The organism is Herbidospora galbida, assembly GCF_005233835.1.
GTDB lineage: Bacteria > Actinomycetota > Actinomycetes > Streptosporangiales > Streptosporangiaceae > Herbidospora > Herbidospora galbida.
The window spans coordinates 13,514-37,049 of sequence record NZ_SZQA01000054.1; the positions used below are offsets into that span (position 1 = coordinate 13,514).

Genomic DNA, 23,536 nt, shown 5'->3' on the forward strand with positions numbered 1-23,536 from the left:
GGTCTGCCATGATCGCCGGATGAGAAAGGCGACCGCCCGCTCCTACACGTGGCTCTACCGCGACTCGACCGACGACGCCGGCGACACGTGGCTGGAGGTCGCCTTCGTGCGCGGCCTGTCCCCCGACGACGCGCTCGCCCGTCTGAGCCCGGAGAAGGAGCTCTACGCCGCCCCCGCCGAGGGCGGCACGGTCGTGTTCTTCGGCGGCCTCAGCGGCCACCCCCGCGACCTGACCGCACGCCTGTCCGCCGGGACCACGGCCGCCCTGGTCGAGGTGACCGTGGACAGCGACCGGTTCGGCTACTACGAGGACGGCCGCCTGGTCACCGCCTTCAGCCTCTTCTCCTACGACCTCCGCGAGGGCCTCGACCCCGACCGCTTCGGGGCCGAGGTCGAAGACCTCCGCCTCCACCTCACGGGCGAGTCCGTCGACTTCCCCACCGACTACGCCGCCCGCGCGCTGGCCCTGGCCGACCGGGCGACGGGAGTCAGGCTGCCACGCGACCGCTCGGTTTAGCCGTTTCCGTGGAAGGGCGGGAAGGTCCCGCAGTTCGCCGACTTCAGCGGCAGGGCCGAGGTGATCTTGTCGTTGAACTTCCAGCGGGCGTCACCCAGGTCCAGCACCGACTCCCCCGGACGGATGCAGTACCTGCGGTCGTCATAGGACTCGTCGTCGTAGAGCACCCAGGCGACGCCGTCGTTGTTGACGACCGAACTGGCCTCGTCGCTGTCTCCGTCGAGATGCGACGTGGCCTCCGTGACGACGATCTTCTGCCCCCGGAAGAACTCGTCGTGGAACATGACCAGATAGGGGATCCCGATCGGTTCGGCCCGCGCCGGACCGGCCGCCGATCCCAGGACGACCGCCCCCATGGCCGACGCGAGCGTGGTGCGGATGAGCCTTCGCATGAAAACGCCTCCTGTGTCTTTGAGACTCAGGAGGCATCTTCCGAAAACGACCTTGTGCCCTGCTTGGAGGGCTCTGAGACCGTCAGTCGCCGAGGAGGGCGTCGACGAAGACCTCGGGGTCGAACGGCGCGAGGTCGTCGGGGCCCTCGCCCAGGCCGACCAGCTTCACCGGCACGCCCAGCTCCCGCTGCACCGAGATCACGATGCCGCCCTTGGCCGTGCCGTCGAGCTTGGTCAGCGCGATGCCCGTGATGTTCACGACCTCGCCGAACACCTGCGCCTGGCGCATGCCGTTCTGCCCGGTCGTCGCGTCGAGGACCAGCAGCACCTCGTCGACCTGGGCCTTCTTCTCGATGACCCGCTTGACCTTGCCGAGCTCGTCCATCAGGCCGGTCTTGGTGTGGAGGCGGCCGGCGGTGTCGACGATCACGACGTCGGCCTTGTCGGCGATGCCGCGCGCCACGGCGTCGAAGGCGACCGACGCCGGGTCGCCGGCCTCGGGCCCGCGGACCACGGGGGCCCCGACCCGGTCGCCCCAGGTCTGGAGCTGGTCGGCCGCCGCCGCGCGGAAGGTGTCGGCGGCGCCCAGGACGACCGTCTTGCCGTCGCCGATCAGGGACCGGGCCAGCTTGCCGGTGGTGGTGGTCTTGCCGGTGCCGTTCACGCCGACGACCAGGAGGACGGCGGGGCGCTCGCCGGGAGCGGAGGTGTGGAGGGTCCGGTCGAGGCCGGGGTCGATCTGGGTGAGCAGCTCGGCGCGGAGCAGGGCGCGGACCTCGCTGGGCGTACGGCTGCCCAGGACCTTCACCTTGGTCTTCAGGTCTTCGACCATGGCCCGGGTCGGCGCGACGCCGACGTCGGCCGTGATCAGGGTCTCCTCGATCTCGTCCCACACGTCGTCGTCGAGCCGGTCGCGCGACAGCAGTTCGAGCAGGCCCCGGCCGAGCGTGGTCTGCGAGCGGGCCAGCCGGGCGCGCAGCCGGACCATCCGCCCGGCCGACGGCGGCGGGACCTCGACCTCCGGCGGCTTGACCAGCTCCTCGACCGGAACGGCCGGAGGCGCCACCGTCTCGACGACCTCCTCCTCGACCGGCGGCGCGGGGGCCTGCGGGGTCGGGGCGGGAGGCGGCGGCAGGGTCGTCTTCGACCTCGGCCGTACGAGCAGGGCGGTGGTGCCTATGCCCAGGAGAATGACGACGATGATGATCGCGATGATGCCGATGTACCCATCCACAACACGTCAGTCTTCCAGAGGCCTGTCTATTGCCGCGCCTCCGGCGCGGTGGGCTTGCCGCTCTTGTCCGGTGTCTTCCCTCGTCACTCCGGCTCGCTTCGCTCTCCTGCGCTCCTCAGTCCAGACACCGGCGCGCAGGTGGGGCTGCAGGCGTCAGGCGTGTTCGCGTAGCCGCTGGCTGACGACCTGGGTGACGCCGTCGCCGCGCATCGACACGCCGTAGAGGGCGTCGGCGATCTCCATCGTGCGCTTCTGGTGGGTGATGACGATCAGCTGCGAGTTCTGCCGCAGTTCCTCGAAGAGGGTCAGCAGGCGCTGGGTGTTGGTGTCGTCGAGGGCGGCCTCGACCTCGTCCATCACGTAGAAGGGCGACGGGCGGGCCTTGAAGATCGCGACCAGGAACGCCACCGCCGTCAGCGACCGCTCGCCGCCCGACAGCAGCGACAGGCGCTTGACCTTCTTGCCGGGCGGGCGGGCCTCAACCTCGACGCCGGTGGTCAGCATGTCGGTCGGGTCGGTCAGCAGCAGGCGGCCCTCGCCGCCGGGGAAGACCCGTTCGAAGATCGTCGCGAACTCGCGCTGGACGTCTTCATAAGCCGCAGAGAACACCTGCTCGACACGGTCGTCGACCTCCTTGACGACCAGGAGCAGGTCGCGGCGGGTCTTCTTGAGGTCTTCGAGCTGTGAGGTGAGGAATGTGTGGCGCTCCTCCAGGGCGGCGAACTCCTCCAGGGCCAGCGGGTTGACCTTGCCGAGCTGCTGCATCTGCTTGTCGGCGATGCGGGCCCGCTTCTCCTGCTCCTCCCGCACGTAGGGCACCGGAGGATCCCCCGGGACGAGCGCCTTCGGGCCGTATTCGGCGATCAGGGCCTCGGACGCGACGCCGTACTCCTCGACGGCGCGCTCTTCGAGCTGTTCGAGGCGCAGCCGCTGCTCGGTGCGGGCCACCTCGCTGCCGTGGGCCCGGTTGACCAGCTTGTCGAGTTCGGAGCCGAGCTCGCGGACCCTGATCCGGACCGTCTTGAGCTCGGCGTCGACGGCCTCCCTGGCCACGGCGAGCTCGTCGCGCTCGGCGGCGGCCCGCATGATCGAGGCCTCCAGGGAGTGGAGGGCGACCCGGGCGGCCCTGACCACGGCGGCGGCAACGGTGGCCTGGCGGCGGCGGCGGGCCCGCTGGGCGGCGGCCTTCGCGCGATCGTCGCGTTCGCGCTGGGCCGCCCGCATCAGGCCGTCGGCCCGGCCGGCGATGCCCCGGACGCGCTCCTCGGCGGTGCGGACCGTCAGGCGGGCCTCCATCTCGGCCTGGCGGGTGACGCCGACCGTGGCGGCCAGGCGGTCGCGTTCCTCGGTGGTGGGCTCCGACTCCAGCTCGGCGGCGAACTCGGCCTCGGCGAGGCGTTCCTCCAGCGTGAGGGACTCCTCGCGGGCGAGCTCGCGGCCCTCTTCGGCGAAGGTCACCGAGCCCTGGAGCCGCTCGGCCTCGTCGAGGGCCGCCTTGACGTTGGCCTCCAGACGGGCGAGCTGCTTGGCGGCGTCGGCGAGGCGCTGGTCGGCGGCGCGCTGCCGGCCCCGGGCCCCGTCGAGAGCCGCCTGGGCCTGGTCGAGACGGGAGCGGGCGGCGTTGACGCCGTTCTGGGCGGCCGACTGCTGGGCCTGCGCCTCGGCCACCGCGCCCTGGGCCGCTTCGAGCGCCTCCTGGGCGGCGGCCTCGGTCTCGTGGGCCTCCTCCAGGGCGTAGGCGGTCTCCTCGCCCGCCGCACGGGCCCGGTCGAGGTCGGCGCTCGCCTGGTCGAGCGCGGCGCGGACCTGGAGGACCGAACCGCCGCCCGAACCGCCCTGGGCGGTGTGGGCCCCGAGGAGGTCGCCGTCGCGGGTGACCGCCCGCAGGTCGGGGCGCGACTCGACGATCGTGCGGGCGGCGTCGAGGTCGGGGGCGACGACGACGCCGTACAGCAGATGTTCAAGAGCGGGCCGCAGTCCCGGGGGGACCTCGACCAGGTCGGCGGCCCACTCGAACGCGCCCGCAGGCCGCGTGACCGCCGGGGCCGCGCCGATGACCAGGGAGGTCCGGCCGGTCTCCTTGGCCCGGAGCAGTTCCAGGGAGTCGAGCGCGGTCTCGACGGACCCGACCGTCACCGCCTCGGCCAGCGGCCCCAGCACGGCCGCGATGGCGGTCTCGGCCCCGGCCCGGACGCTCATCACGGCGGCCAGCGGCGCGTGCCCGCCGTCGGCCAGCAGAGCGGTGCCGTCGGCCCCGCCGGACAGGCTCAGCCCGAGCGCCTCCCGCCGGGCCTCCAGCGCGGTGACGGCCTTCTGGGCCTCCTGATCGGCCGTACGGGCGGCGGAGACCCCCGAGGACGCGGCCGACAGGGCCGCGCGGGGGCCGGCCAGCGCGGCGCGGGCCTCGTCGACGGCGGCCTTGGCCTCCTCGGCGACCTCACGGGCCGCCTCGACCTCGGCGCGGGCGAGTTCGACGCCCTCTTCTGCGACGGCCAGCTCGGCGGCGACCTCGGGGTCGGTGGCGGGCTCGGCGACCGCCTGGGCCTCCAGATCGCCCTGCGCCTGGGCGGCGCGTTCCCTGGCCTGCCGGACGGCGGCCTCCAGCCGGCCGATCTCGTCGTCGGCGGCCCGTACCCGTCCGCGGGCCGACTCGGCCTGCCCGCGCAGCCGCGCGAGGGCCTCACGGCGGTCGGCGGCGGCGCGGGCGGCGATGGACAGCCGCCGCTCCTCGCCGGCCAGCGCCTCTTCGGCCTCCCCACGGGCGTCGACGGCCGCTTCGAGGCGCATCTGGGCCTCGTCGAGCGCCTCCTGGAGCACCCGCTCCTTCTCGCGGATCTCGGCGGCCTCGCGCTCGAACTCCTCGGGGTCGCGCCCCCGCCGCTCGATCGAGGCCGCGTCGGTCGCGTGGCGCTCCCGCTCGGCCGCCAGGTTCTCCACCGAGCGCAGCCGCTCCCGCAGGGCCGACAGGGCGTAGAACGTCTCCTGGGCGACGGTCAGCCGGGGCTGGGCCTCGGCCGCCGCGGCCTCCAGCGCGGCCTCGCGCTCCTGGTTCTCGTTGAGCCCCTGCTCGACCTGCGAACGCCGGGCCTGTACGGCCGCCTCGTCGGCCGCCTCGCGCTCCAGCAGTTCACGAAGGGAGACCACGTCGTCGGCCAGCAGCCGCAGGCGGGCGTCGCGCAGGTCGGCCTGGATGACGGCGGCCTTGCGGGCGATCTCGGCCTGGCGGCCCAGCGGCTTGAGCTGACGCCGGAGCTCGGTCGCGAGGTCCTGGACGCGGGTGAGGTTGGCCTGCATCGCGTCGAGCTTGCGGAGCGCCTTCTCCTTGCGCTTGCGGTGCTTGAGGACGCCGGCGGCCTCCTCGATGAACGCCCGCCGCTCCTCGGGACCGGCGTGCAGCACCTGGTCGAGCTGGCCCTGGCCGACGATGACGTGCATCTCCCGGCCGATGCCGGAGTCGGAGAGGAGTTCCTGGATGTCGAGCAGGCGGCAGGTGTCGCCGTTGATGGCGTATTCGCTCTGGCCCGACCGGAACATGAGGCGGCTGATCGTCACCTCGGAGTATTCGATCGGCAGCGCGCCGTCGGTGTTGTCGATGGTCAGCGTGACCTCGGCGCGGCCGAGCGGCGGGCGCGAGGAGGTGCCGGCGAAGATGACGTCTTCCATCTTGCCGCCGCGCAGCGACTTGGCGCTGTGCTCGCCCATCACCCAGGCGAGGGCGTCGACGACGTTGGACTTGCCCGACCCGTTGGGCCCGACGACGCAGGTGATGCCGGGCTCGAACTGGAGCTTGGTCGCGGACGCGAAAGACTTGAAGCCGCGCAGGGTGAGGGTCTTCAGGTACACCTCAGGAGCCCCTCCCTGCGCCGACAGTACCGGGGAAGACTATCGCCTGCATCCCGGATAAGCGGTCGGGGAACTCAAAGCGAGACGCGGCGCCTTGAGGAAATGACGAGGGACGCCCCTACGAGGCGCCCCTTGCAATTGATTTCGTGAAAACCCGGTCTCTCAGGTGAGAGCCGGCTCGCGATCCTGCAGCCTAACCAGGTCTTCGTCACGAGTTTGCGCCGCAAGGGCCTCGTTCTGTTCCTGGAGCCGGGTGAGTTCTGCCTCAAGATCACGGATGCGCTGCTGGAGGCGACGCATTTCCGAGACCATTCGAGGATCAGGACCGCCGACGTGGCCGAGTAGAGCCTTAGCCATGGTTAAGGGTCCTCCACGCTGAGTGACCAGACTGGTTCGCGCACTTCAAGCCGCGGGAGGGGTGCGCGTGGTTCTTGTCCAAGAGTCGCACCGGCTGCGAAGTCGGTCAAGTTGAACGCCTCGTAAGGATCAGCCGTTGGACACTGTCGACATGTAAATATACCTCATTTGGGCGGTTTAAGGGAAGAGCTAGCGCTCCACGAACCCCACCAAACCGCCCTTGACGTCCGACCAGCGCTCAGACACTCCTAAGACATGTCCGGGCGTGTCAGAGCCTCTCAGACGCTCCAGGAGGCGCTCACAGGCCTCTCTGGGGCCCTCTGCCACCACCTCGACCCGCCCGTCGCCGAGGTTGAGCGCCCAGCCCGTGAGGCCCAGTTCCAGCGCCCGCGCCCGCGTCCACCAGCGGAAACCCACGCCCTGCACCCGTCCGCGCACCCACGCGGTGAGCCTCACCATCGCCCGTTCCTCGGGCGCGGCTGGCACGTGGGGCACGAGTAGCTGCTGCGGTTCATGAAGGCGTCTCTCCGGATAGGCGTGCCACATCTCGGGCAAGGTTCGTCGCGGCGGCCGTACACGTTGAGTGACCGGTCGAAGTAGCCCGATTCGCCGTTCACGTTCACATACAGGCTGTCGAACGATGTACCCCCCTGGCCGAGCGCTTCGGTCATGACGGCACGGGCGGCGGCAAGGAGTTCGGAGATCTTCGGCTTGGTGAGGGTCTCGGTCGCGCGGGCCCAGTGCAGTTTCGCCCGCCAGAGGGCCTCGTCGGCGTAGATGTTTCCCACGCCACTGATCAAACTCTGGTCAAGAAGTGCCCGCTTTATGCCGGTTTTTCGCTTTTTCAGAGCTGCCGTAAAGACATCCTCGTCGAAAGCGTCCTCCAGCGGGTCGGGCGCGATGTGCGCGATCGGCAGCGGGACGGTACGCCCCCAGGCCGCCGTCAGCTGGGTGATCATGAGATGGCCGAACGTCCGCTGGTCGACGAAGCGCATCTCTGGCCCGTCGTCGGCGAAGGTCACCCGGACGCGCAGGTGCTTCTCGTCGGGCGTCCCCTTCGGGACCATCAGCACCTGGCCGCTCATGCCCAGATGGGCCATCAGGGCGGCGCCGTCGTCGAGCGGCAGCCACAGGTACTTGCCGCGCCGGTCGGCCGACTCGACGCGGCGGCCCTTGAGCTGGTCGGACAGCACGCCCTCGTGCCGGCGGACGGCCCGGGTGTGCAGCACCTCGGCCGACTCGATCGTCCGGCCCGAGACCCAGACGTCGAGGCCGCGCCGGACGACCTCGACCTCCGGAAGCTCAGGCATCAGACGGCGGCCTGGCCCGCCGCGGCAGCGGCGGCGGCCTCACGGGCGTCGCGCATCGCGCGGATGGCCGTCCAGGCGGCCTCGGCGGCCTGCTGCTCGGCCTCCTTCTTCGACCGTCCGGCGCCCTTGCCGTAGTCCTGCCCGCCGACCCTGACCGTCGCCACGAACGACTTGGCGTGGTCGGGACCCGACTCCTCGACGTGGTATTCGGGCACCCCGAGCACCTCGGACGCGGTCAGCTCCTGCAGCGAGGTCTTCCAGTCGAGCCCGGCGCCCAGCGACGCCGACCGCTTGATCAGCGGGTCGAACAGCGTGTGGACGACCCGGAACGCCTCGTCGAGGCCCTTGTCGACGTACACGGTGCCGATCAGGGCCTCCAGCGTGTCGGCCAGGATCGACGACTTGTCGCGCCCGCCGGTGCCCTCCTCGCCCCGGCCCAGCCGCAGGTAGCGGCCCATGCCGAGCGACCGGGCGACGTCGGCCAGGGCGCGCATGTTGACCACGGCCGCCCGCAGCTTGGCCAGCTGGCCCTCGGGCAGGTCGGGGTGGTCGCGGTAGAGCGTGTCGGTGACCACGAGGCCCAGCACCGAGTCGCCCAGGAACTCGAGGCGCTCGTTGGTGGGCAGGCCGCCGTTCTCGTAGGCGTAGGAGCGGTGGGTCAGGGCTCGTTCCAGGATCGCGGTGTCGAGCCGGACCTGGAGGACGCCCTCCAGCTCGTCGCGGACGACCTCGACGGCGACGGGCTTACCGATCATGAAGTTTTCCTCCTCGTGCATGGCGAACCGCCGGCACGGTGGCAGGAGTGAACTTCTGGCGAAGCCCCGAAGGCGTGGTGGACGCCGGGTTGAACCCGGCGTCCACCACGACCGCGGGCACGACCGCCGCCGCACGCAGTGGAGCCGCGCCTTGTGACGCGTCTGTGGAGCAAAATAACGCCGACCGGGGTCGTTTGACGATCCCGGTCGGCGGTCACCTGAGCCGCCGGGGCGGTCAGGCGTTGGGCTCGATGACCTGGCGGCGGTTGTAGGTGCCGCACTCGCCACAGGCCATGTGGGGACGCTTGGGGGAGCGGCACTGGGGGCAGCTCACGAGCGCGACCGCACTGGTCTTCCACTGGGACCTGCGGGCGCGCGTGTTGGCCCGCGACATCTTCCTCTTGGGAACGGCCACGTCAGGCCTCCTGATCGTCTTCGTCGTTGTTGGAAACCAGGCCCCGCAGTGATGCCCAGCGGGGATCGAGCGTCTCGTGGCGGTGGTCGGGACCGGCCTCGGCCAGTTTGACCCCGCACTCCGTGCAGAGACCGGCGCAGTCGTCGCTGCACACCGGGCTCAGCGGCAGCGCGAGCACCACCGCGTCACGGAATGTCGGCTCAAGATCCAGTAGCTCGCCGTCGAGGATCTGGTCGTCCTCTCCGGCGTCTTCCGCCGTGTAGAAGAAGAGCTCCTGGAAGTCGACCTCGACATCCGAGGTCAGGGGTTCCAGGCAGCGCGAGCACTCTCCCGTGAGAGGGGCCAGCGCCGTGCCCGTGACGAGCACGCCTTCCATCACTGCTTCGAGCCGGAGATCCAGCTCGACGTCGGCGTCTTTGGGGACGCCGATCAAGCCGACCGCGACGTCCGCCGGAGCCGGGAGAACGGGTTTCATCGTGCGCATCGACCCCGGGCGGCGCCCGAGGTCATGGGTGGAAATAACCCATGGAGCGCGAGGGTCGAGGGTGTGCACTTTCATCCTGGTCTCTTAGGCATGGCGAATGACCGCCGTCGTGCAAGGCCGAAACGCAAGAATACCAGCCCGCCGGGGAGCTCAGCCGCGCACGCGTTCCACCAGCAGCTCCAGCACGAGGTCGGGCACCAGGCCCGACACGTCGCCGCCGTAGCGGGCGATCTCCTTCAGCCGGCTCGACGACAGGAAGGAGTATTCGGGGTTGGTCGACATGAACAGCGTCTCGACCCCCGACATCCGGTAGTTGAGCTGCGCCATCTGGAGCTCGTAGTCGAAGTCGCTGACCGCGCGCAGGCCCTTGACGATCGTCGGGATGCCCTGCTGGCGGGCGAAGTCGACCAGGAGGCCGTGGAACTTCTCCACCCGGACGTTGCCGTATTCCTTGGTCACCGCCTGGAGCATGTCGATGCGCTCCTCGACGGTGAACAGGCTCGTCTTCTCGATGTTGATCAACACCGCGACGACGACCTCGTCATACAGACGTGACGTCCGGCCAATGATGTCGAGATGGCCGTTCGTCACGGGATCGAACGATCCGGGGCAGACGACTCTGCGCACAACAACCCCCTACTCGGCCCGGTTGGCGTGACCGTACCAAACGGTCGCTTCACCGTAACGACGCGCCCTGGCCTCCTCGAAGCCGGGGGGCCACCGCAGATCATTCCCTCTGGTCTCGCGTTCGACCGCCACCAGCGCCCCGTCTGCGAGCCAGCCGTTCTCGAGCAGCTGGACCAGCACCTTGTGGACCACGTCGTCGGAGACGACATAGGGCGGGTCGGCGAAGACGAAGTCGTAGGGCTCGCCCTCGCAGGGACGCGCGACGAGCCGCTCGACCTTCTCGGCCCGCACCACGGCCCCCGGGAGGCCGAGCGAGGCGACGTTGGCCCTGATCGTGCGGAGCGCCTTGGCGTCGGACTCGACGAGCAGCGCGTGCCCGGACCCCCGGCTGAGCGACTCGAGCCCGATGGCGCCCGACCCGGCGTAGAGGTCGGCCACCCGCTCCGGCACGCCGGCGAGCGACCCGACGGTCGAGAAGATGCCCTCACGGGCGCGGTCGCTGGTGGGCCGGGTTCCCCTGCCGGGCGGGACCTCGATCCGCCTGCCACCGGCGGTTCCGGCGATGAGACGCGTCACCAGCCCATTGTCGCGGAGACCCGGAATGGAAAAGCTCGGTAATGCCTGTCGATGGAACGGCCAGGGTCGTTCCGTTCGGGCCGGTGGCCCTGCACTATGAACGTGCGGCCTTCAAGGTGACCCAGGGGAAGGCCGGCCGGCGTGATCGTGAGCCCTTCCGCACGCCGGCGCCCTCGGCACCTGACCCGAGGGTGGGCCCAGCCGGGGACGGCATTCGGGGGGAGGCCGTCCCATGGCTGGGCCCTGGGTCATTTCTATGACCCAGGGCCCACGGCCCGGCAGCCCCCATATGCGATCGCTCCCGTATCTCCGCCATTTCGCAACCTCAAGAGCTTTCTTCCGTTACGGCTCCGCCTGGCGGACCCCGCCCACTGCGCCCGCGAGGGCCCGTAGCCGGCGCTCATCCCCGCTCCCGGCCCGCACCGCAACGCCGCCAGAGCAGCAGAACGACACGCCTTCACAGCCGCCGCCGACGCCGGCGGAAGACATGCCCACCGGGCTCCTGGCCCGCTGGTTCGGCAAGCCCGCTTTCTGACGGCCCGCCGCAGGAAGCGCGCCCCAGCCGGTCGCCACCCAGCCCGGTGGTGCCCAAGCGCCGGTGCGGCGGGCCGTGTCACCCGCGTCCTCGGCACATCGGCGGCGGGACCCTCAGGTCTTCTCCAGGTACTCCGCCCGCTCCCCCGCGGCCAGCGCGTCGAGTTCGGCCTTCAGCGCCGGATGGTCGGCCAGCTCGGGATCGCGCGCCAGCAGGTTCTGCGCCTCCTCGCGCGCCTCGGCGATGACGTCTTCGTCGCGCAGCAGCTGGAGCATCCGCAGCGACGACTTGCGCCCCGACTGGGCCGCCCCGAGCACGTCGCCCTCGCGGCGCTGCTCCAGGTCGACCCGGGACAGCTCGAAGCCGTCGAGGGTGCTCGCCACCGCGTCGAGGCGGTCGCGGGCCGGAGTGCCGGGCATGGTCTCGCTGACCAGCAGGCACAGGCCCGGCAGGCCGCCCCGGCCCACCCGGCCGCGCAGCTGGTGGAGCTGGGAGACGCCGAAGCGGTCGGCGTCCATGATGATCATCACGGATGAGTTCGGCACGTCGACGCCGACCTCGATGACCGTGGTGGCCACCAGCACGTCGATCTCGCCCCGGGTGAAGGCACGCATGATCGCGTCCTTCTCCTCAGGTGGGAGTTTGCCGTGGAGCACCTCGACCCGCAGGCCCGCCAGCGGGCCCGAGGCCAGCATCTCGGCCACGTCGAGGACCGCCAGCGGCGGGCGGCGCTCGTCGGCGTCTTTGGTCAGGTCGCCCTCGTCGCCCTCGACGTCGCCGATGCGGGGGCAGACGATGTAGGCCTGCCGGCCGAGCCCGACCTCCTCGCGCACCCGCTCCCACGTGCGCTCCAGATAGTGGGGCTTCTCGGCGGCGGGGACCACGTGGGTGGTGATCGGCGCGCGGCCCGAGGGGAGCTGGGAGAGCGTCGAGACCTCCAGGTCGCCGAACACCGTCATCGCCACCGTGCGGGGGATCGGGGTCGCCGTCATCACCAGCACGTGGGGACGCCCGGACGCCGACTTCTCGCGCAGCGCGTCGCGCTGTTCGACGCCGAACCGGTGCTGCTCGTCGACCACGACCAGCCCCAGGTCGGCGAACTGGACCTTGTCCTGCAGCAGCGCGTGGGTGCCGACGACGATCCCGGCCGCCCCCGAGGCGGCGTCGAGCAGGTTCTGCCGCCGTGCGGCGGCGCCCATCGAGCCCGTCAGCAGGGCCACCGACGTGCCGCCGAACATGCCGCCGCCCGCGAGGTCGCCGAGCATGGCGGTGATCGAGCGGTGGTGCTGCTGGGCCAGGACCTCGGTCGGGGCCAGCAGGGCCGCCTGGCCGCCCGAGTCGGCGACCTGCAGCATCGCGCGCAGGGCCACCACGGTCTTGCCCGCGCCGACCTCGCCCTGGAGCAGGCGGTGCATCGGATGGTCGCGCCCGAGGTCGGCGGCGATCTCGTCGCCCACCGTGCGCTGGCCCTCGGTGAGCTGGAACGGCAGCCGCCCGTCGAACCCGGCCAGCAGGCCGTCGGCGCTGCCCGGCCTCGGCTGGGCGGGCAGGGCGTCGGCGGCCATGCGGCGGCGGACCAGCACGGCCTGGAGGTTGAACGCCTCGTCGAACTTGAGCCGCTTCTTCGCGCGGGCGATGTCGCCCTGGTCGCGCGGGCGGTGGATGAGGGTCAGCGCCTCGGCCAGGCCGATCAGCCCGTGGCGCTCGCGCATCGGGGCCGGGAGCGGGTCGTCGAGGGACAGGGTGTCGAGGATCAGCCGGACCGCGCGCCCGATCTTCCAGCTCGCCAGGCTCTGCGCCGACGGGTAGATCGGCACCGGCGCGGTGGCGAACTCCTCGCTGGTCTCCTCGTCGTCGGTGACGTAGTCGGGATGGGTGAGCGACCGGCGTTTGGCGCCCTTCGGCGAGACGAAGACGTTGACCTTGCCGGAGAAGGTCGCCTCGGTGCCCGGCAGCAGCCGCTGCTCGGCCACGAACGCCCCCTTGCCGAAGAAGGCCAGGTGGATGCGGTCTTTGCCGTCGGTGACCTCGACGTCGAGCCAGGTGCCCTGGCGGTTCTTCATCGGCCGCCGCTGCACCGCCGACACGCGCCCCCGCACGGTGGCGATCTCGTCGTGCTCCAGCGAGGCGATCGAGGTCAGCTCACCGCGCTCGGCGTAGCGGCGCGGGTAGTGGCGCAGCAGCTCGCCCACGGTGGCGACGCCGAGGGCGCTTTCGAGCGGCGCGGCGGTCTTGGCGCCGACCACCCGCTTCAACGGCTCGTCGAACCTGGTCACGACACCCAGTTCTACCGCGCCCGGCCGACAGAAATCACTCGACACCGATGAGCAGCGGGTAACCGCCCTGCCCGCCCGCGTAGGCGACCACCTCGACGTCGGGCCGCTCAAGAGCCAGCAGATCCCGTACGGCCTCCGCCAGCCCCTCCCCCGTCTCACCTCCGGTCACCAGCGTCACCAGCTCACTGGAGGCCGACACCAGCCGCCGCACGACGTCCTGGGTCACCTCCCGCAGGTCGGTCCCAATGAGCGCGACGTCCCCGTCGACCACCCCCAGCACGTCGCCGGGGTGGCACACGCCCGCCGACGTCATCGCCTCCCGGTTGGCCACCCAGACGTGCCCGTGCCGGGTGTGCGCGGCGGCCTCGGCCATGGCCAGCACGTCGTCGTCGAACCGCCGGGCCGGATCGTGCACCGCGAGCGCCGCCAGCCCCTGCACCGAGGCGAGCGTCGGCAGCACGCCGACCACCGTGCCCTCCTCCCGGGCGATCTCCGCCGCCGCGGCGGCGACCGAGCGCACCGCGGCGTCGTTGGGCAGCACCGCGACCTCCGACCCGGCCTCCCTGATCGCCGCGAGCACCGCCGCCAGCGGCGGCGAGGTCCCCGGTTCGCGGGTGACCACCACGGCCCCCGACTCCCGGAAGAGGGCGGCGAGCCCGGCTCCGGCGGCGACCGCGACCACCCCGCGCCCGCCCGTGACGTGGGGCCGCCCGCCCAGGTAGGTGATCCTGATCCGGTGCGGCCGCCCGGCCGCCAGCCCGGCCTCGACGGCGGCTCCGGCGTCGGCGACGTGGACGTGCACGTTCCAGAGCCCGTCGCCGCCCACGATCACCAGCGAGTCGCCGAGGGCGTCGAGCTCCTCGCGCAGCCGGTCGACCGAGGGGGCGTCCAGGAGGTACATGACCTCGTAGCCGTGGGCGTCCTCGTCGTCCTCGCGGATCACCGGCCGGGCCGGCGCGGGCACCTCGTGGCGGCCGTGGACGCCCGTGACGACGTCCACGAGCGTTTCGAGGATGATCACCAGGCCGGCCGCGCCCGCGTCGACGACCCCGTTCCTGGCCAGCACGTCGAGCTGGGCGGTGGTCCGCGCGAGCGCGACGCGGGCCTCCTCGGCCGCCTTCGCCGCGATCGCCGCCAGGTCGCCGGGCAGGTCGCGCACCGCCGAGGCGGCCGTGGCCAGCACGCTCAGCACGGTCCCCTCGACCGGCCGCGACACCGCGGCGGTGGCGAGCTCGGCCGCCCTGGCCAGGCCGGTCCGCAGGTCGGCGGCGCGGCCCTCGGCCGTGCGGAGCACCTCGGCCAGCCCGCGCAGGGCCTGGCTGACGATCACCCCGGAGTTCCCCCGGGCCCCGAGGAGGGCGCCGTGGGCGAGGGCCCGCCAGGTCGCGTCGTGATCGGCCGTGTCGGGCAGCGCGTCGAGGGCGTCGGCCGCCGCCAGCAGCGTCAGGTGGAGGTTGGTGCCGGTGTCGCCGTCGGGGATCGGGTAGACGTTCAGCGCGTCGATCTGGGCGCGGGCCGCGCCGAGCGCCTGCGCCGACCGCCTGGCCCATTCCCGCACCGCGGGAGGATCGAGGACGTCCAGCATGGGTGATCCCTTCGTTTAACATGCATTGGCCGACATCGGCTATCCTCATATGGCCAGCCGTTCGGCCTGGCCTTTCTGCCCGTTGCGAACCGGGCTCTCTGATTCTCCGAAGGAGCGATGACCGTGGCTTCCGTCTGCGACGTCTGCGCTAAGAAGCCGATTTTCGGCAACAACGTCTCCCACTCGCACCGCCGAACCCGCCGCAACTGGAAGCCCAACATCCAGACCGTGCGCGCGACGGTCAACGGGACGCCGAAGCGGCTTAACGTGTGCACCTCCTGCATCAAGGCCGGGAAGGTCACCCGCTAGAGCTGTTCCGAAAGGGCCCGCCTCGCGAGGCGGGCCCTTTCGTGTTCCCTCGCGGACGTCCTCACTGCACGACGTCGAGGGGCCGCCACTGCCAGGCGTGGTCGACCGGGCCGATGCCCGCGCCCAGGCCGAACCCGTGGGCGATCGCGCCGGTCACGTAGTCTTTCGCGATCCTGACCGCGTCGGGCACGTCTTCGCCGTGGGCGAGGTGGGAGGCGATGGCCGAGGCCAGGGTGCAGCCGGTGCCGTGGGTGTGGTGGTTGTCGTGGCGTTCGGCGCTGTAGCGATATTCCGTCTCGCCGTCGGTCAGCAGGTCGACCGGCTCGCCCGGCAGGTGGCCGCCCTTGATCAGCGCCCACTTCGGCCCGAGCGCGAGCACGGCCTCGGCCGCCGCCATCATCTGCTCTTCGGCCTCGACCTTCACGCCGGTGAGCTGCTCGACCTCCCACAGGTTGGGCGTCACGACGGTGGCCAGCGGCAGCAACCGGGCTCTGACGACGTCGACCGCCGCCGGTTCGAGCAGCGAATCACCGTGCTTCGACACGCCGACCGGGTCGACCACGATCGGCGCCGCGACGCCCGCGAGCACCTCGGCGACGGTCTCGACCAGGATCGGCGAGGCCAGCATGCCGGTCTTCACCGCGTCGACGCCGATGTCGCCCAGCACCGAGTCGAGCTGGGCTTTGACCGCCTCGGGCGGCAGCTCCCAGTAGCCCTGCACTCCCAGGCTGTTCTGCGCGGTCACCGCGGCAATCACACTCATGCCGTGGACACCGTTGGCCAGCATCGTCTTCAGGTCGGCCTGGATCCCGGCGCCACCGCCGGAATCCGAGCCCGCGATCGTCAGCACGCGCGGTGGGGTCATGCTGACATCCAATCAGTTGCCCCGGCTAGAACCCGAACCCCGGCTGGTTCTGCGTCGGCCCGGTGTCGAGGTCGACCTCGACGGGAGGCGGCTCGGGCGTGGGCGTGGTCGGCTTGGGCTTCGGGCTCGGCTTGGGCTTGGTGACCACCGGCTGCGGATGCGGCCGCGAGGTGGCCTGCGCCGACTCGGACGCCTTGGGCGTCGGGCTCGGCGAGATCTTCCTCGGCGTCGGCGAAGGCGGCGGCGGCGCGGTCTCACTGGGCGTGGGCACCACGACCAGCTCGGTCCCGCCGGAGGCCAGCCGGATCCCCAGCAGCGTCAGGCACACCGCCGCGACGACGGCCACCCCGGAGATCACCGCCATCCGCCGCGACCGCGCGATCGGCACCGCCTCCCGGTTCCGCCGCCGGCGCCCCGGCCTCGGCCCGCCGGGCAGCGGAGCCTCGGTGGTGGACTCGGGCATCTCCCCCGTGGCGGCCTCGTCGTCATCGGGCCACCGATAGGTCAACTGCGCCGTCCCCTGCGCGACCGCGCCGTCACCACCCGATCCGAGAGCCGCCCGGACGGGCGCCGTGATCGGCCCGGTGGCCGGATCATCGGCCCCCTGGCCTTGGCCCTGAACCCCGAGCGGATCGTTTGCGAGGTACGGCCCGACGGGCCCGGTGAACGGCCCCGTCGAGGGACCACCGGAAGGCGACCCACCCGAAGGCGGACCGACCGGGCCCGTGAACGGACCCGTCGGAGAACCACCGGGAGGCGGCCCCGCCAGCGGATCAGGGAACGGGCCACCCGGCACCGGCCCGGTGAACGGCCCCGTCGAAGGACCACCAGAAGGCGGTCCGACCGGGCCCGTGAACGGACCCGTCGAAGGACCACCCGGAGCCGGCCCCGCCGGGCCCGTGAAGGGGCCGGTCGTGGGGTCGGCCATGTGGCCGCTCTGAGCTGCGAAGGCGCCCGTCGAAGGCGGGCCGCCGGGAGGCGGGACCGCGCCGGACGCGAGGGGGTCGGTGGTCGGTCGGCCGGGTGCCTGGACGGGGGCGGCGAAGGCGCCCGTCGAGGGAGGTCCGATCGGCTGCATCGGCCCGGTGAACGGCCCTGTCGAGAGGTCGCCCTGGGGGTCGGCCGGGGCCTGGACCGGGGCGGCGAGGGGGCCGGTGGGCTGGGGATCGCCCGGGTTCGGGATCGGTGCAGGTGGAACCGGGCCCGTCAGGGGGTCGCCGGTCTCGTCGACCTTCGGCTTGGTTTTCTTGACCGGGGTCGTGGCCGTCCGTCCGGCCCGGTGGCGCCCCATTGCTGGTCCTTCCTGATCTGCACCCGCCAACCTTCTTAACAGGTCACGCTGCCGCTGTCACACAGTTCCCGTCATCCTCGGAAGTGATCCCAACCCCCCCGGACATTCTCCCGCCCTCCGGCCTGTACTCCATCCCCTTCGGCCACATTTCCTACAATCCGCCACTCGGAAGGCAGGACAACCCCGGATGGGAAGGTTGCGGCGAGCGCGTGATCCTCTCCTCCGGTGAGGATCCAGTCGACGGGGTCGGCCCCCAGGGCCTTGGCCGCCGCCGCCAGATCGTCGGGCGCCTCGACCGGGTCGAGCACGATCGCCACCCCGCTGGCCGCGCAGATGTGGCCGAGGTCCTGCAGAAGGCCGTCGCTGACGTCGAGCATCGCGGTGGCGCCCAGCGCGGCGGCCCGGGGGCCTTCCCGATAGGGCGGCCGGGGGCGCCGATGCGCCTCCACCAGATCGTCAAAACCTGACAATCCCGCCAGAAGCAGTCGCAAACCGGCCTCAGAGCGCCCCAGAGAGCCCGCCACGGCCACGACGTCACCCGGCCGGGCCCCCGACCGCAGCACGGCCGAGCGGCCCTGGAGATCGCCCAGGGCGGTGACGCCCAGCACCACGGACGCCGAGCGCGTCACGTCTCCCCCGGCCAGGCTCGCCCCGACGAGGTCGCACTCGTCGCGGAGGCCGTCGATCAGCGCGTCGAGCCAGGCGACCGGCAGGTCGGCGGGTATGCCGAGTCCCACGAAAAGCCCCGTCCCCACCGCCCCCATGGCCGAAATGTCGGAAAGATTCTGTGCTGCCGCTTTTCGACCTATTTCGTACGGGCTGGACCAATCGCGGCGAAAGTGTCTACCCTCAAGGAGCATGTCCGTCGTGACGACGACCCTGCCGTCCGGAGCGCGCAGGATCGCCGCGTCGTCGCCTGGGCCGAGGAGGACTGTCGCGCCTTGGGGCAGACGCCCCGATATCCGGCTAACAACACCGAATTCGCCGAGTTCTCCGACTGTGATGTCACACCTCCTGGTGTTCGGGGTACCTTGACCTTTCGGTGGTGATCAATCCCGGGAGGACCTGATGGTGCAGGCCTACATCCTTATCCAGACCGAGGTCGGCAAGGCAGCGGCTGTGGCCGAGGCCATCTCGAAGATCCCTGGGGTCACCCAAGCCGAAGACGTGACCGGCCCCTACGACGTGATCGTCCGGGCCGAGGCCAACAACGTCGACGAACTGGGCAAGCTGGTGGTCGCCCAGATCCAGTCGGTCAAGGGGATCACGCGCACGCTGACCTGCCCTATCGTCCACATATGAAGCGTGGCTGGTTGATCGTTGCGGCGGTGTCGACGGGGCTGGCGGCGGGGTGCGCCCAGGCGGTGAGCCTCGACCCGCCCGCCCCCGAGGGGGCCGCCGCGACCGCCTGCCAGGCCCTGTCCAAGAAGCTGCCGGCCACCATCGAGGGGCTGGCCCGCACCGAGACCGATCCGGTCTCCCCCTACACCGCCGTGTGGGGGCCCGGGGAGATCGCCCTGCGCTGCGGCGTCGGCCGCCCGGCCTCGATGGAGCCGACCGCCGAGGTGAGCGACGTCAACGGGGTCGGCTGGTTCGCCGATCCCGCCCGCCCGACCCTGTTCACCACGGTCAACCGCGAGGCCTACATCGAGGTGACGATCTCCGCGAACCATCAGCCGGGCAGCGTCCTGGTCGACCTGGCCGACCCGATCAAGGCCACGATCCCCTAGCGCAGCCCGAGCGGGCGCTGCAGGGCGAGCTGGATGAGCCGGTCGACGAGTTCCGGATAGGGCAGCCCGGTCGCCGCCCACAGCTGGGGCGCCACCGACAGCGACGTGAATCCGGGCATCGTGTTGATCTCGTTGAGGATCAGCCGGCCGTCGGGCGTGTAGAAGAAGTCGACCCGTGACAGCCCCTCGCAGCCGAGTGCCTCGTACGCCCGTACCGCCATGGCCCTGATCTCCTCGGCCACCTCCTCGGGGAGGTCGGCGGGGACCCGCAGGGCCATCTGGTCGGGGTAGTACTTGGCCTCGAAGTCGAAGAACTCCTGCCCACCCGTGACCAGCACCTCGCCGGGCACGCTCGCGGCCGGGGGCTCGTCGCCGAGGCCCTGCAGCACGGCGCACTCGATCTCGCGGCCGGGGATGGCCGCCTCGACGAGGACCTTCGGGTCGTGCTCGCGGGCGAACTCGATCGCCGTCTCCAGTTCCTCGGGCGTCGACGCCTTGGAGATGCCCTGCGACGACCCGGCCCGCGCGGGCTTCACGAAGACCGGCCAGCCGAGCTCCTCGATCTCCTTGAGCACCCGGTGGCGGTCGGTGCGCCAGGCCCGGTCGGCCACCACGACGAACGGCCCCACCGGCAGCCCGGCCGAGTTCAGGACCGCCTTCATGTACGCCTTGTCCATACCAACGGCACTCGCGAGGACTCCGGAGCCGACGTAGCGGACCCCGGCCATCTCCAGCAGGCCCTGGATGGTGCCGTCCTCCGCGAAGGGGCCGTGCATGACCGGGAAGACCACGTCGACCGCGCCGATCGAGCGCGGGATGTCGCCCGGGTCGAGGGCGACCAGGGAGCCGTCGCCGGGCGGGATGGCCAGCGCCGATCCGCTGGTGTCGACGACCGGCAGGGCGCCGTCCTCGATCGCGTAGCTCTGGGTGTCGGCCGCGATGACCCAGCGGCCGTCCGGTGCGATGCCGATCGGCACGACCTCATATCGCTCACGGTCGATCACCGACAGGACGCTTCCGGCACCCATCAGCGACACCGCGTGCTCGGAGTTGCGCCCGCCGAAGACGACGGCGACTCGAATCCGGTTCATGAGGTCCGAATCTATCCTGTCGAGGTGGAAAAACGCCTCGTCAGGTCCGAGCTCGGGGCAAAGAGCCCAATGCGTCGAGTGCCTGGGTGACATCGGCGATCAGGTCCTCGGCGTCTTCGAGCCCGATGGCGAAGCGCACGGCCCCCGCGTCGACCCCCGACAGGGCGTCGCCGGAGCGCGCCACCGAGGCCAGGTGGACGGCCTTGGTGTGGGTGCCGCCCATCGACGGCGCGACGGCGGCGGTGCGCAGCCGGTCGGTGAGCGCCGCCCCGGCCGCGAACCCGCCGTGGGGGGTGAGGGTGACGACCGCGCCGAACCGGGTGCCCTCGGGACCGGAGTCGAACAGGTGCCGGGCGGTCTGGTGGCCCGGGTGGGTGGGCAGGCCCGGGTAGTCGACCCGCCGGACCCGCGGATGCCTGGCCAGCGACGCGGCGAAGACCATCGCGGTCGAGCACATGCGGCGGACCCGCAGCGGCAGGCTCTCCAGGCCCCGGCGCAGCAGGAAGGCGTCGTCGGGCGAGAGCGCCGAGCCGGTGTCGATGCGGGTCTGGCGCACCTTGGCGACCAGGTCGGGACGGCCGACCACGACGCCGCCGACGCAGTCGTCGTGGCCGCCCATGTATCTGGTCGCCGAATGGATGACCAGGTCGGCGCCGTGTTCGAGCGGGCGGCAGACGACCGGGGTGGCGAACGTCGAGTCGACCACCAGCAGCGCGCCCGCCTGCCGGGCGACCTGGTAGAGGCCCCGGAGGTCGGCCACCGCCATGGTGGGGGTGGCGAGCGTCTCGGCGTACACGATCTTGGTGGTGGGCCGGATCGCGGCCCGCACCCCGAGCAGGTCGGCGTGGTCGACGAAGTCGGCCGAGACCCCGAAGCGGGACAGCACGCCGGTCAGCAGCTTGTGGGTGGCGCCGCTCACCGGCGCGAGGGCGACGACGTGGGAGCCGTTGCCCAGGAAGGTGAGCAGGGTCCCGGTGATCGCCGCCATCCCGGAGGAGAACGCCTGGCCGGCGACGTCCTCCGGTGCGGCTGCCCCCTCAAGGGCGGCCACCGCTGCGGCGAACGCGTCGACGGTCGGGTTGTCGGCGACGTCGGCGTCGGTCACGTCGGCGTGGTCGCCTGAGGAGGCCCACGAGGCCGACCGCCAGACGGGCAGCCCGATGGGCTCCTGCCGGGGCGGCGGCGGTTGTGGGAGGTGCACCGCCCTGGTGTTCTCGCCCAGGGCGGGACGAGGGCGGCCTGAGGCGGGCTGTGACTCTCGGCGTGGATCCGGCTCGAAGGAGCGCCGGCCTCGGCTCACCGGGCGTCACCCGCTCTCAGACGTAGCGCTCGGGCTTCGGGGTGCGCGACATCAGCAGCATCGCGGCCTCGCCGGGGGTCATCCCGTCGTGCACCACCCCGACGACCACCTCGGTGATGGGCATCTCGACGTCGTGCTTCCTGGCGAGCTCCAGCACCGACTCGCACGACTTGACCCCCTCGGCGGTCTGCTTGGTCACGGAGACGACCTCCTCGAAGGTCATGCCGCGCCCAAGATTCTCACCGAAAGTACGGTTACGGGACAATGGAGACGTACATGTCGCTATGAGATCGCCCATTCCGGCGAGCCCGGCGAAGGTGTGCTGGTCGGCGCCCAGCACCACGCCCAGCCGGGAGATCTCGGCCAGGCCCCTGGTCATCAGCGTCGCGGCCAGGTTGTCGCCCATGCCCATACCGGCCGACACCCCCACCGCGAGCGCGATCACGTTCTTGACCGCGCCCCCGACCTCGACCCCGACCACGTCGGTGTTGGTGTACGTCCGGAACCACGGCAGGTGGATCGCCTCCTGCAACCGGGCGGCCACCGCCTCGTCGGAGCACGCCACGACCGTCGACCCCGGCTGCCGCTGGGCCAGCTCGCCCACCAGGTTGGGGCCGGACACGACCGCGATCCGCTCCCTCGGCACCCCGCCGACCTCTTCGATGACCTCGCTCATCCGCTTGGTCGTCGACAGCTCGATGCCCTTCATCAGGCTGACCAGCACCGCCCGGGGCGGCAGCCAGGGCCGCCAGGCCTCCAGGTTCGCCCGGAGCGTCTGCGAGGGCACGGCCAGGACGACGTACTCGGCGCCGTCCATCGCCTCGGCCGGGTCGGTGGTCGCGCGCACCGTGTCGGGCAGCCGCAGTCCGGGCAGGTAGTCGGGGTTCTCGTGGCGCTGGTTGATCGCCTCGATGAGATCGGGCCGGCGGCCCCACAGCGTGGTCTTCGTGCCCGCCTCGGCGAGAATGAGCGCGAACATGGTGCCCCACGAACCGGACCCGAAAACGGCAGCCTTGGTCATGGTGCTCACCGTACGCGGTGATTAGGCGTCAGGCGCCTTCTCACCCCGTAGCTCCGCGACGAGCAGGGTGATGGCGCGCATGATCTCGGCGGTCGCCTCGGCCGGGCGGTCTTCGAACCCCGACAGGTCGACCGGTTCGCCGACGACCGCCTTGAAGGTCTTGCGGGGGAAGATCCGGGGCCTCTTCTCGCCGTACGGCAGGAGCTCCTGCGCCCCCCAGTGGGCGATCGGGATCACCGGGGCTCCGGTCGCCAGCGCCAGGCGTGCCGCGCCGGTCTTGCCGGCCATCGGCCACAGGGCGGGGTCGCGGGTGATGGTGCCCTCGGGATAGAAGAGGATGGCGCCGCCCTCGGCCAGGCGCTCCTCGGCGTCGTGCAGCGAACGGGTGGCCTCTGAGCTGCCCCGATGGACGGGGATGGCGCGCAGCGCCGCGATCACCTTGCCCAGGACCGGCACGGCGAACACCCCCGACTTGGCCAGCACGACCGGCCAGCGCCCGGCGGCGTAGAGCAGGTGGCCGAGCAGCACCGGGTCGGTCCACGACAGGTGGTTGGCGACGACGATGACGCCGCCGGTCTTGGGGATGCGGTCGAGCCGGCGCCAGTCGTGCTTCACGAGCAGCAGGGAAAGCGGCTTGATGATCACGACGGCGACCGTCTCCCAGAAACGGGACGGTCGCCCGGGGCGGCGGCTCATCGCCCCAGTGTCCCGGTTGGCCCGAGCCGATGTCGAGGCGCGATGCTTGGTGTCATGCAACGGCTCGGATGGACGATCGTCGTCCCCGTCAAGACCCTGATCAGGGCCAAGACCCGGCTGGCCGCCGCCGCCGGCCCCCATCGCGAGGACCTGGCGGTGGCGGTGGCCGCCGACACGGTGACGGCCGCGCTGTCGGCCGAGGGGGTCGCGCGGGTGATCGTGGTGACGGCCGACCCGAGGCCCGCCGCCGTGCTGGCGGGGCTGGGGGCGGACGTCGTACCGGACCCCGATGTGGGGCTGAACGCGGCCCTGCGGGCCGGGGCGGCG

24 protein-coding genes and 1 pseudogene are annotated in these 23,536 nt (G+C 71.7%); 5 read left to right on the forward strand and 20 right to left on the reverse strand.

Going from position 1 to position 23,536, the window contains the following annotated elements:
* Window positions 1–19 precede the first annotated feature (19 nt).
* On the forward strand, window positions 20–517 hold the full coding sequence (locus FDA94_RS35210; RefSeq protein WP_137251372.1) for a DUF6461 domain-containing protein: 498 nt from the start codon (window positions 20–22) through the stop codon (window positions 515–517).
* Here FDA94_RS35210 and FDA94_RS35215 read toward each other — a convergent pair.
* The 13 genes from FDA94_RS35215 to FDA94_RS35275 all read right to left on the reverse strand — a co-directional run bounded on the left by FDA94_RS35215 (window position 514) and on the right by FDA94_RS35275 (window position 14,906).
* Window positions 514–909, reverse strand: coding sequence for a beta/gamma crystallin-related protein (locus FDA94_RS35215; protein WP_137251373.1), 396 nt, complete (start codon window positions 907–909; stop codon window positions 514–516). The genes FDA94_RS35210 and FDA94_RS35215 overlap by 4 nt on opposite strands.
* 82 nt (window positions 910–991) lie before the next feature.
* The gene (gene ftsY, locus FDA94_RS35220; RefSeq protein WP_137251374.1) at window positions 992–2,143 is read right to left on the reverse strand and encodes a signal recognition particle-docking protein FtsY; all 1,152 of its coding nucleotides are present in this window, start codon (window positions 2,141–2,143) and stop codon (window positions 992–994) included.
* A gap of 153 nt (window positions 2,144–2,296) precedes the next feature.
* Window positions 2,297–5,986 carry a chromosome segregation protein SMC gene (smc, locus tag FDA94_RS35225; protein WP_137251375.1) on the reverse strand — a complete coding sequence of 1,230 codons (3,690 nt, stop codon included), beginning with the start codon at window positions 5,984–5,986 and terminating at the stop codon, window positions 2,297–2,299.
* A 162-nt stretch (window positions 5,987–6,148) separates the two neighbouring features.
* Window positions 6,149–6,343, reverse strand: a complete 195-nt coding sequence (locus FDA94_RS40840) for a hypothetical protein (RefSeq protein WP_083974639.1) — start codon at window positions 6,341–6,343, stop codon at window positions 6,149–6,151.
* Between the two features lie 189 nt (window positions 6,344–6,532).
* Complete coding sequence (locus FDA94_RS35235; RefSeq protein ID WP_137251376.1) at window positions 6,533–6,802, reverse strand: acylphosphatase; 270 nt, start codon at window positions 6,800–6,802, stop codon at window positions 6,533–6,535.
* Complete coding sequence (gene mutM / locus FDA94_RS35240) at window positions 6,796–7,653, reverse strand: bifunctional DNA-formamidopyrimidine glycosylase/DNA-(apurinic or apyrimidinic site) lyase (RefSeq protein WP_137251377.1); 858 nt, start codon at window positions 7,651–7,653, stop codon at window positions 6,796–6,798. The genes FDA94_RS35235 and mutM overlap by 7 nt, the downstream gene beginning before the upstream one ends.
* Entirely contained in the window at window positions 7,653–8,408 is a 756-nt protein-coding gene (gene rnc, locus FDA94_RS35245; RefSeq protein ID WP_137251378.1) for a ribonuclease III, read from the reverse strand. The genes mutM and rnc overlap by 1 nt, the downstream gene beginning before the upstream one ends.
* Window positions 8,409–8,643: 235 nt before the next feature.
* Window positions 8,644–8,823 carry a 50S ribosomal protein L32 gene (rpmF, locus tag FDA94_RS35250; protein ID WP_030456611.1) on the reverse strand — a complete coding sequence of 60 codons (180 nt, stop codon included), beginning with the start codon at window positions 8,821–8,823 and terminating at the stop codon, window positions 8,644–8,646.
* Window position 8,824: 1 nt separating this feature from the next.
* Window positions 8,825–9,382, reverse strand: a complete 558-nt coding sequence (locus FDA94_RS35255; RefSeq protein WP_062341441.1) for a YceD family protein — start codon at window positions 9,380–9,382, stop codon at window positions 8,825–8,827.
* Between the two features lie 75 nt (window positions 9,383–9,457).
* Complete coding sequence (gene coaD, locus FDA94_RS35260; RefSeq protein ID WP_030456609.1) at window positions 9,458–9,934, reverse strand: pantetheine-phosphate adenylyltransferase; 477 nt, start codon at window positions 9,932–9,934, stop codon at window positions 9,458–9,460.
* Between the two features lie 9 nt (window positions 9,935–9,943).
* Window positions 9,944–10,510, reverse strand: coding sequence for a 16S rRNA (guanine(966)-N(2))-methyltransferase RsmD (gene rsmD, locus FDA94_RS35265; protein ID WP_137251379.1), 567 nt, complete (start codon window positions 10,508–10,510; stop codon window positions 9,944–9,946).
* Between the two features lie 648 nt (window positions 10,511–11,158).
* Window positions 11,159–13,321, reverse strand: coding sequence for an ATP-dependent DNA helicase RecG (gene recG / locus FDA94_RS35270; RefSeq protein ID WP_137251380.1), 2,163 nt, complete (start codon window positions 13,319–13,321; stop codon window positions 11,159–11,161).
* A 34-nt stretch (window positions 13,322–13,355) separates the two neighbouring features.
* A complete protein-coding gene (locus tag FDA94_RS35275; RefSeq protein ID WP_137251381.1) occupies window positions 13,356–14,906 on the reverse strand; it encodes a DAK2 domain-containing protein in 1,551 nt (516 codons plus the stop codon).
* A gap of 123 nt (window positions 14,907–15,029) precedes the next feature.
* Here FDA94_RS35275 and rpmB point away from each other — a divergent pair, with 123 nt between their 5' ends.
* Window positions 15,030–15,215, forward strand: a complete 186-nt coding sequence (gene rpmB, locus FDA94_RS35280; protein WP_030456605.1) for a 50S ribosomal protein L28 — start codon at window positions 15,030–15,032, stop codon at window positions 15,213–15,215.
* Window positions 15,216–15,276: 61 nt separating this feature from the next.
* Here the strand turns inward: rpmB and thiD are convergent, their stop codons facing one another.
* From thiD to FDA94_RS35295, 3 genes are all read right to left on the reverse strand, one after another.
* Window positions 15,277–16,080: a bifunctional hydroxymethylpyrimidine kinase/phosphomethylpyrimidine kinase gene (gene thiD, locus FDA94_RS35285; RefSeq protein WP_137251382.1), complete on the reverse strand. Its 804-nt coding sequence runs from the start codon at window positions 16,078–16,080 to the stop codon at window positions 15,277–15,279.
* Window positions 16,081–16,105: 25 nt separating this feature from the next.
* A complete protein-coding gene (locus FDA94_RS35290; protein ID WP_137251383.1) occupies window positions 16,106–16,588 on the reverse strand; it encodes a hypothetical protein in 483 nt (160 codons plus the stop codon).
* Between the two features lie 854 nt (window positions 16,589–17,442).
* Window positions 17,443–18,375, reverse strand: coding sequence for a thiamine-phosphate kinase (locus tag FDA94_RS35295; RefSeq protein ID WP_137251384.1), 933 nt, complete (start codon window positions 18,373–18,375; stop codon window positions 17,443–17,445).
* A gap of 64 nt (window positions 18,376–18,439) precedes the next feature.
* On the opposite strand from FDA94_RS35295, the gene FDA94_RS35300 reads away from it, so the two are divergent.
* Both FDA94_RS35300 and FDA94_RS35305 read left to right on the forward strand, forming a co-directional pair.
* Window positions 18,440–18,673, forward strand: coding sequence for an Lrp/AsnC family transcriptional regulator (locus tag FDA94_RS35300; RefSeq protein WP_061297054.1), 234 nt, complete (start codon window positions 18,440–18,442; stop codon window positions 18,671–18,673).
* The gene (locus FDA94_RS35305) at window positions 18,670–19,101 is read left to right on the forward strand and encodes a DUF3515 domain-containing protein (RefSeq protein WP_137251385.1); all 432 of its coding nucleotides are present in this window, start codon (window positions 18,670–18,672) and stop codon (window positions 19,099–19,101) included. Before FDA94_RS35300 ends, FDA94_RS35305 begins: the two co-directional genes overlap by 4 nt.
* Here FDA94_RS35305 and FDA94_RS35310 read toward each other — a convergent pair.
* From FDA94_RS35310 to FDA94_RS35325, 4 genes are all read right to left on the reverse strand, one after another.
* On the reverse strand, window positions 19,098–20,192 hold the full coding sequence (locus FDA94_RS35310) for a D-alanine--D-alanine ligase family protein (RefSeq protein WP_137251386.1): 1,095 nt from the start codon (window positions 20,190–20,192) through the stop codon (window positions 19,098–19,100). The two genes, FDA94_RS35305 and FDA94_RS35310, sit on opposite strands and share 4 nt — an antisense overlap.
* Window positions 20,193–20,232: 40 nt before the next feature.
* Complete coding sequence (locus tag FDA94_RS35315; RefSeq protein ID WP_246060332.1) at window positions 20,233–21,393, reverse strand: trans-sulfuration enzyme family protein; 1,161 nt, start codon at window positions 21,391–21,393, stop codon at window positions 20,233–20,235.
* 115 nt (window positions 21,394–21,508) lie between these two features.
* Window positions 21,509–22,513, reverse strand: a complete 1,005-nt coding sequence (locus FDA94_RS35320; RefSeq protein WP_137251387.1) for an NAD(P)H-dependent glycerol-3-phosphate dehydrogenase — start codon at window positions 22,511–22,513, stop codon at window positions 21,509–21,511.
* A 21-nt stretch (window positions 22,514–22,534) separates the two neighbouring features.
* Entirely contained in the window at window positions 22,535–23,209 is a 675-nt protein-coding gene (locus tag FDA94_RS35325; RefSeq protein WP_137251388.1) for a lysophospholipid acyltransferase family protein, read from the reverse strand.
* Between the two features lie 54 nt (window positions 23,210–23,263).
* Between FDA94_RS35325 and FDA94_RS35330 the strand changes: the two are divergent.
* Window positions 23,264–23,536: pseudogene (locus FDA94_RS35330) on the forward strand (2-phospho-L-lactate guanylyltransferase); the annotation flags it as partial.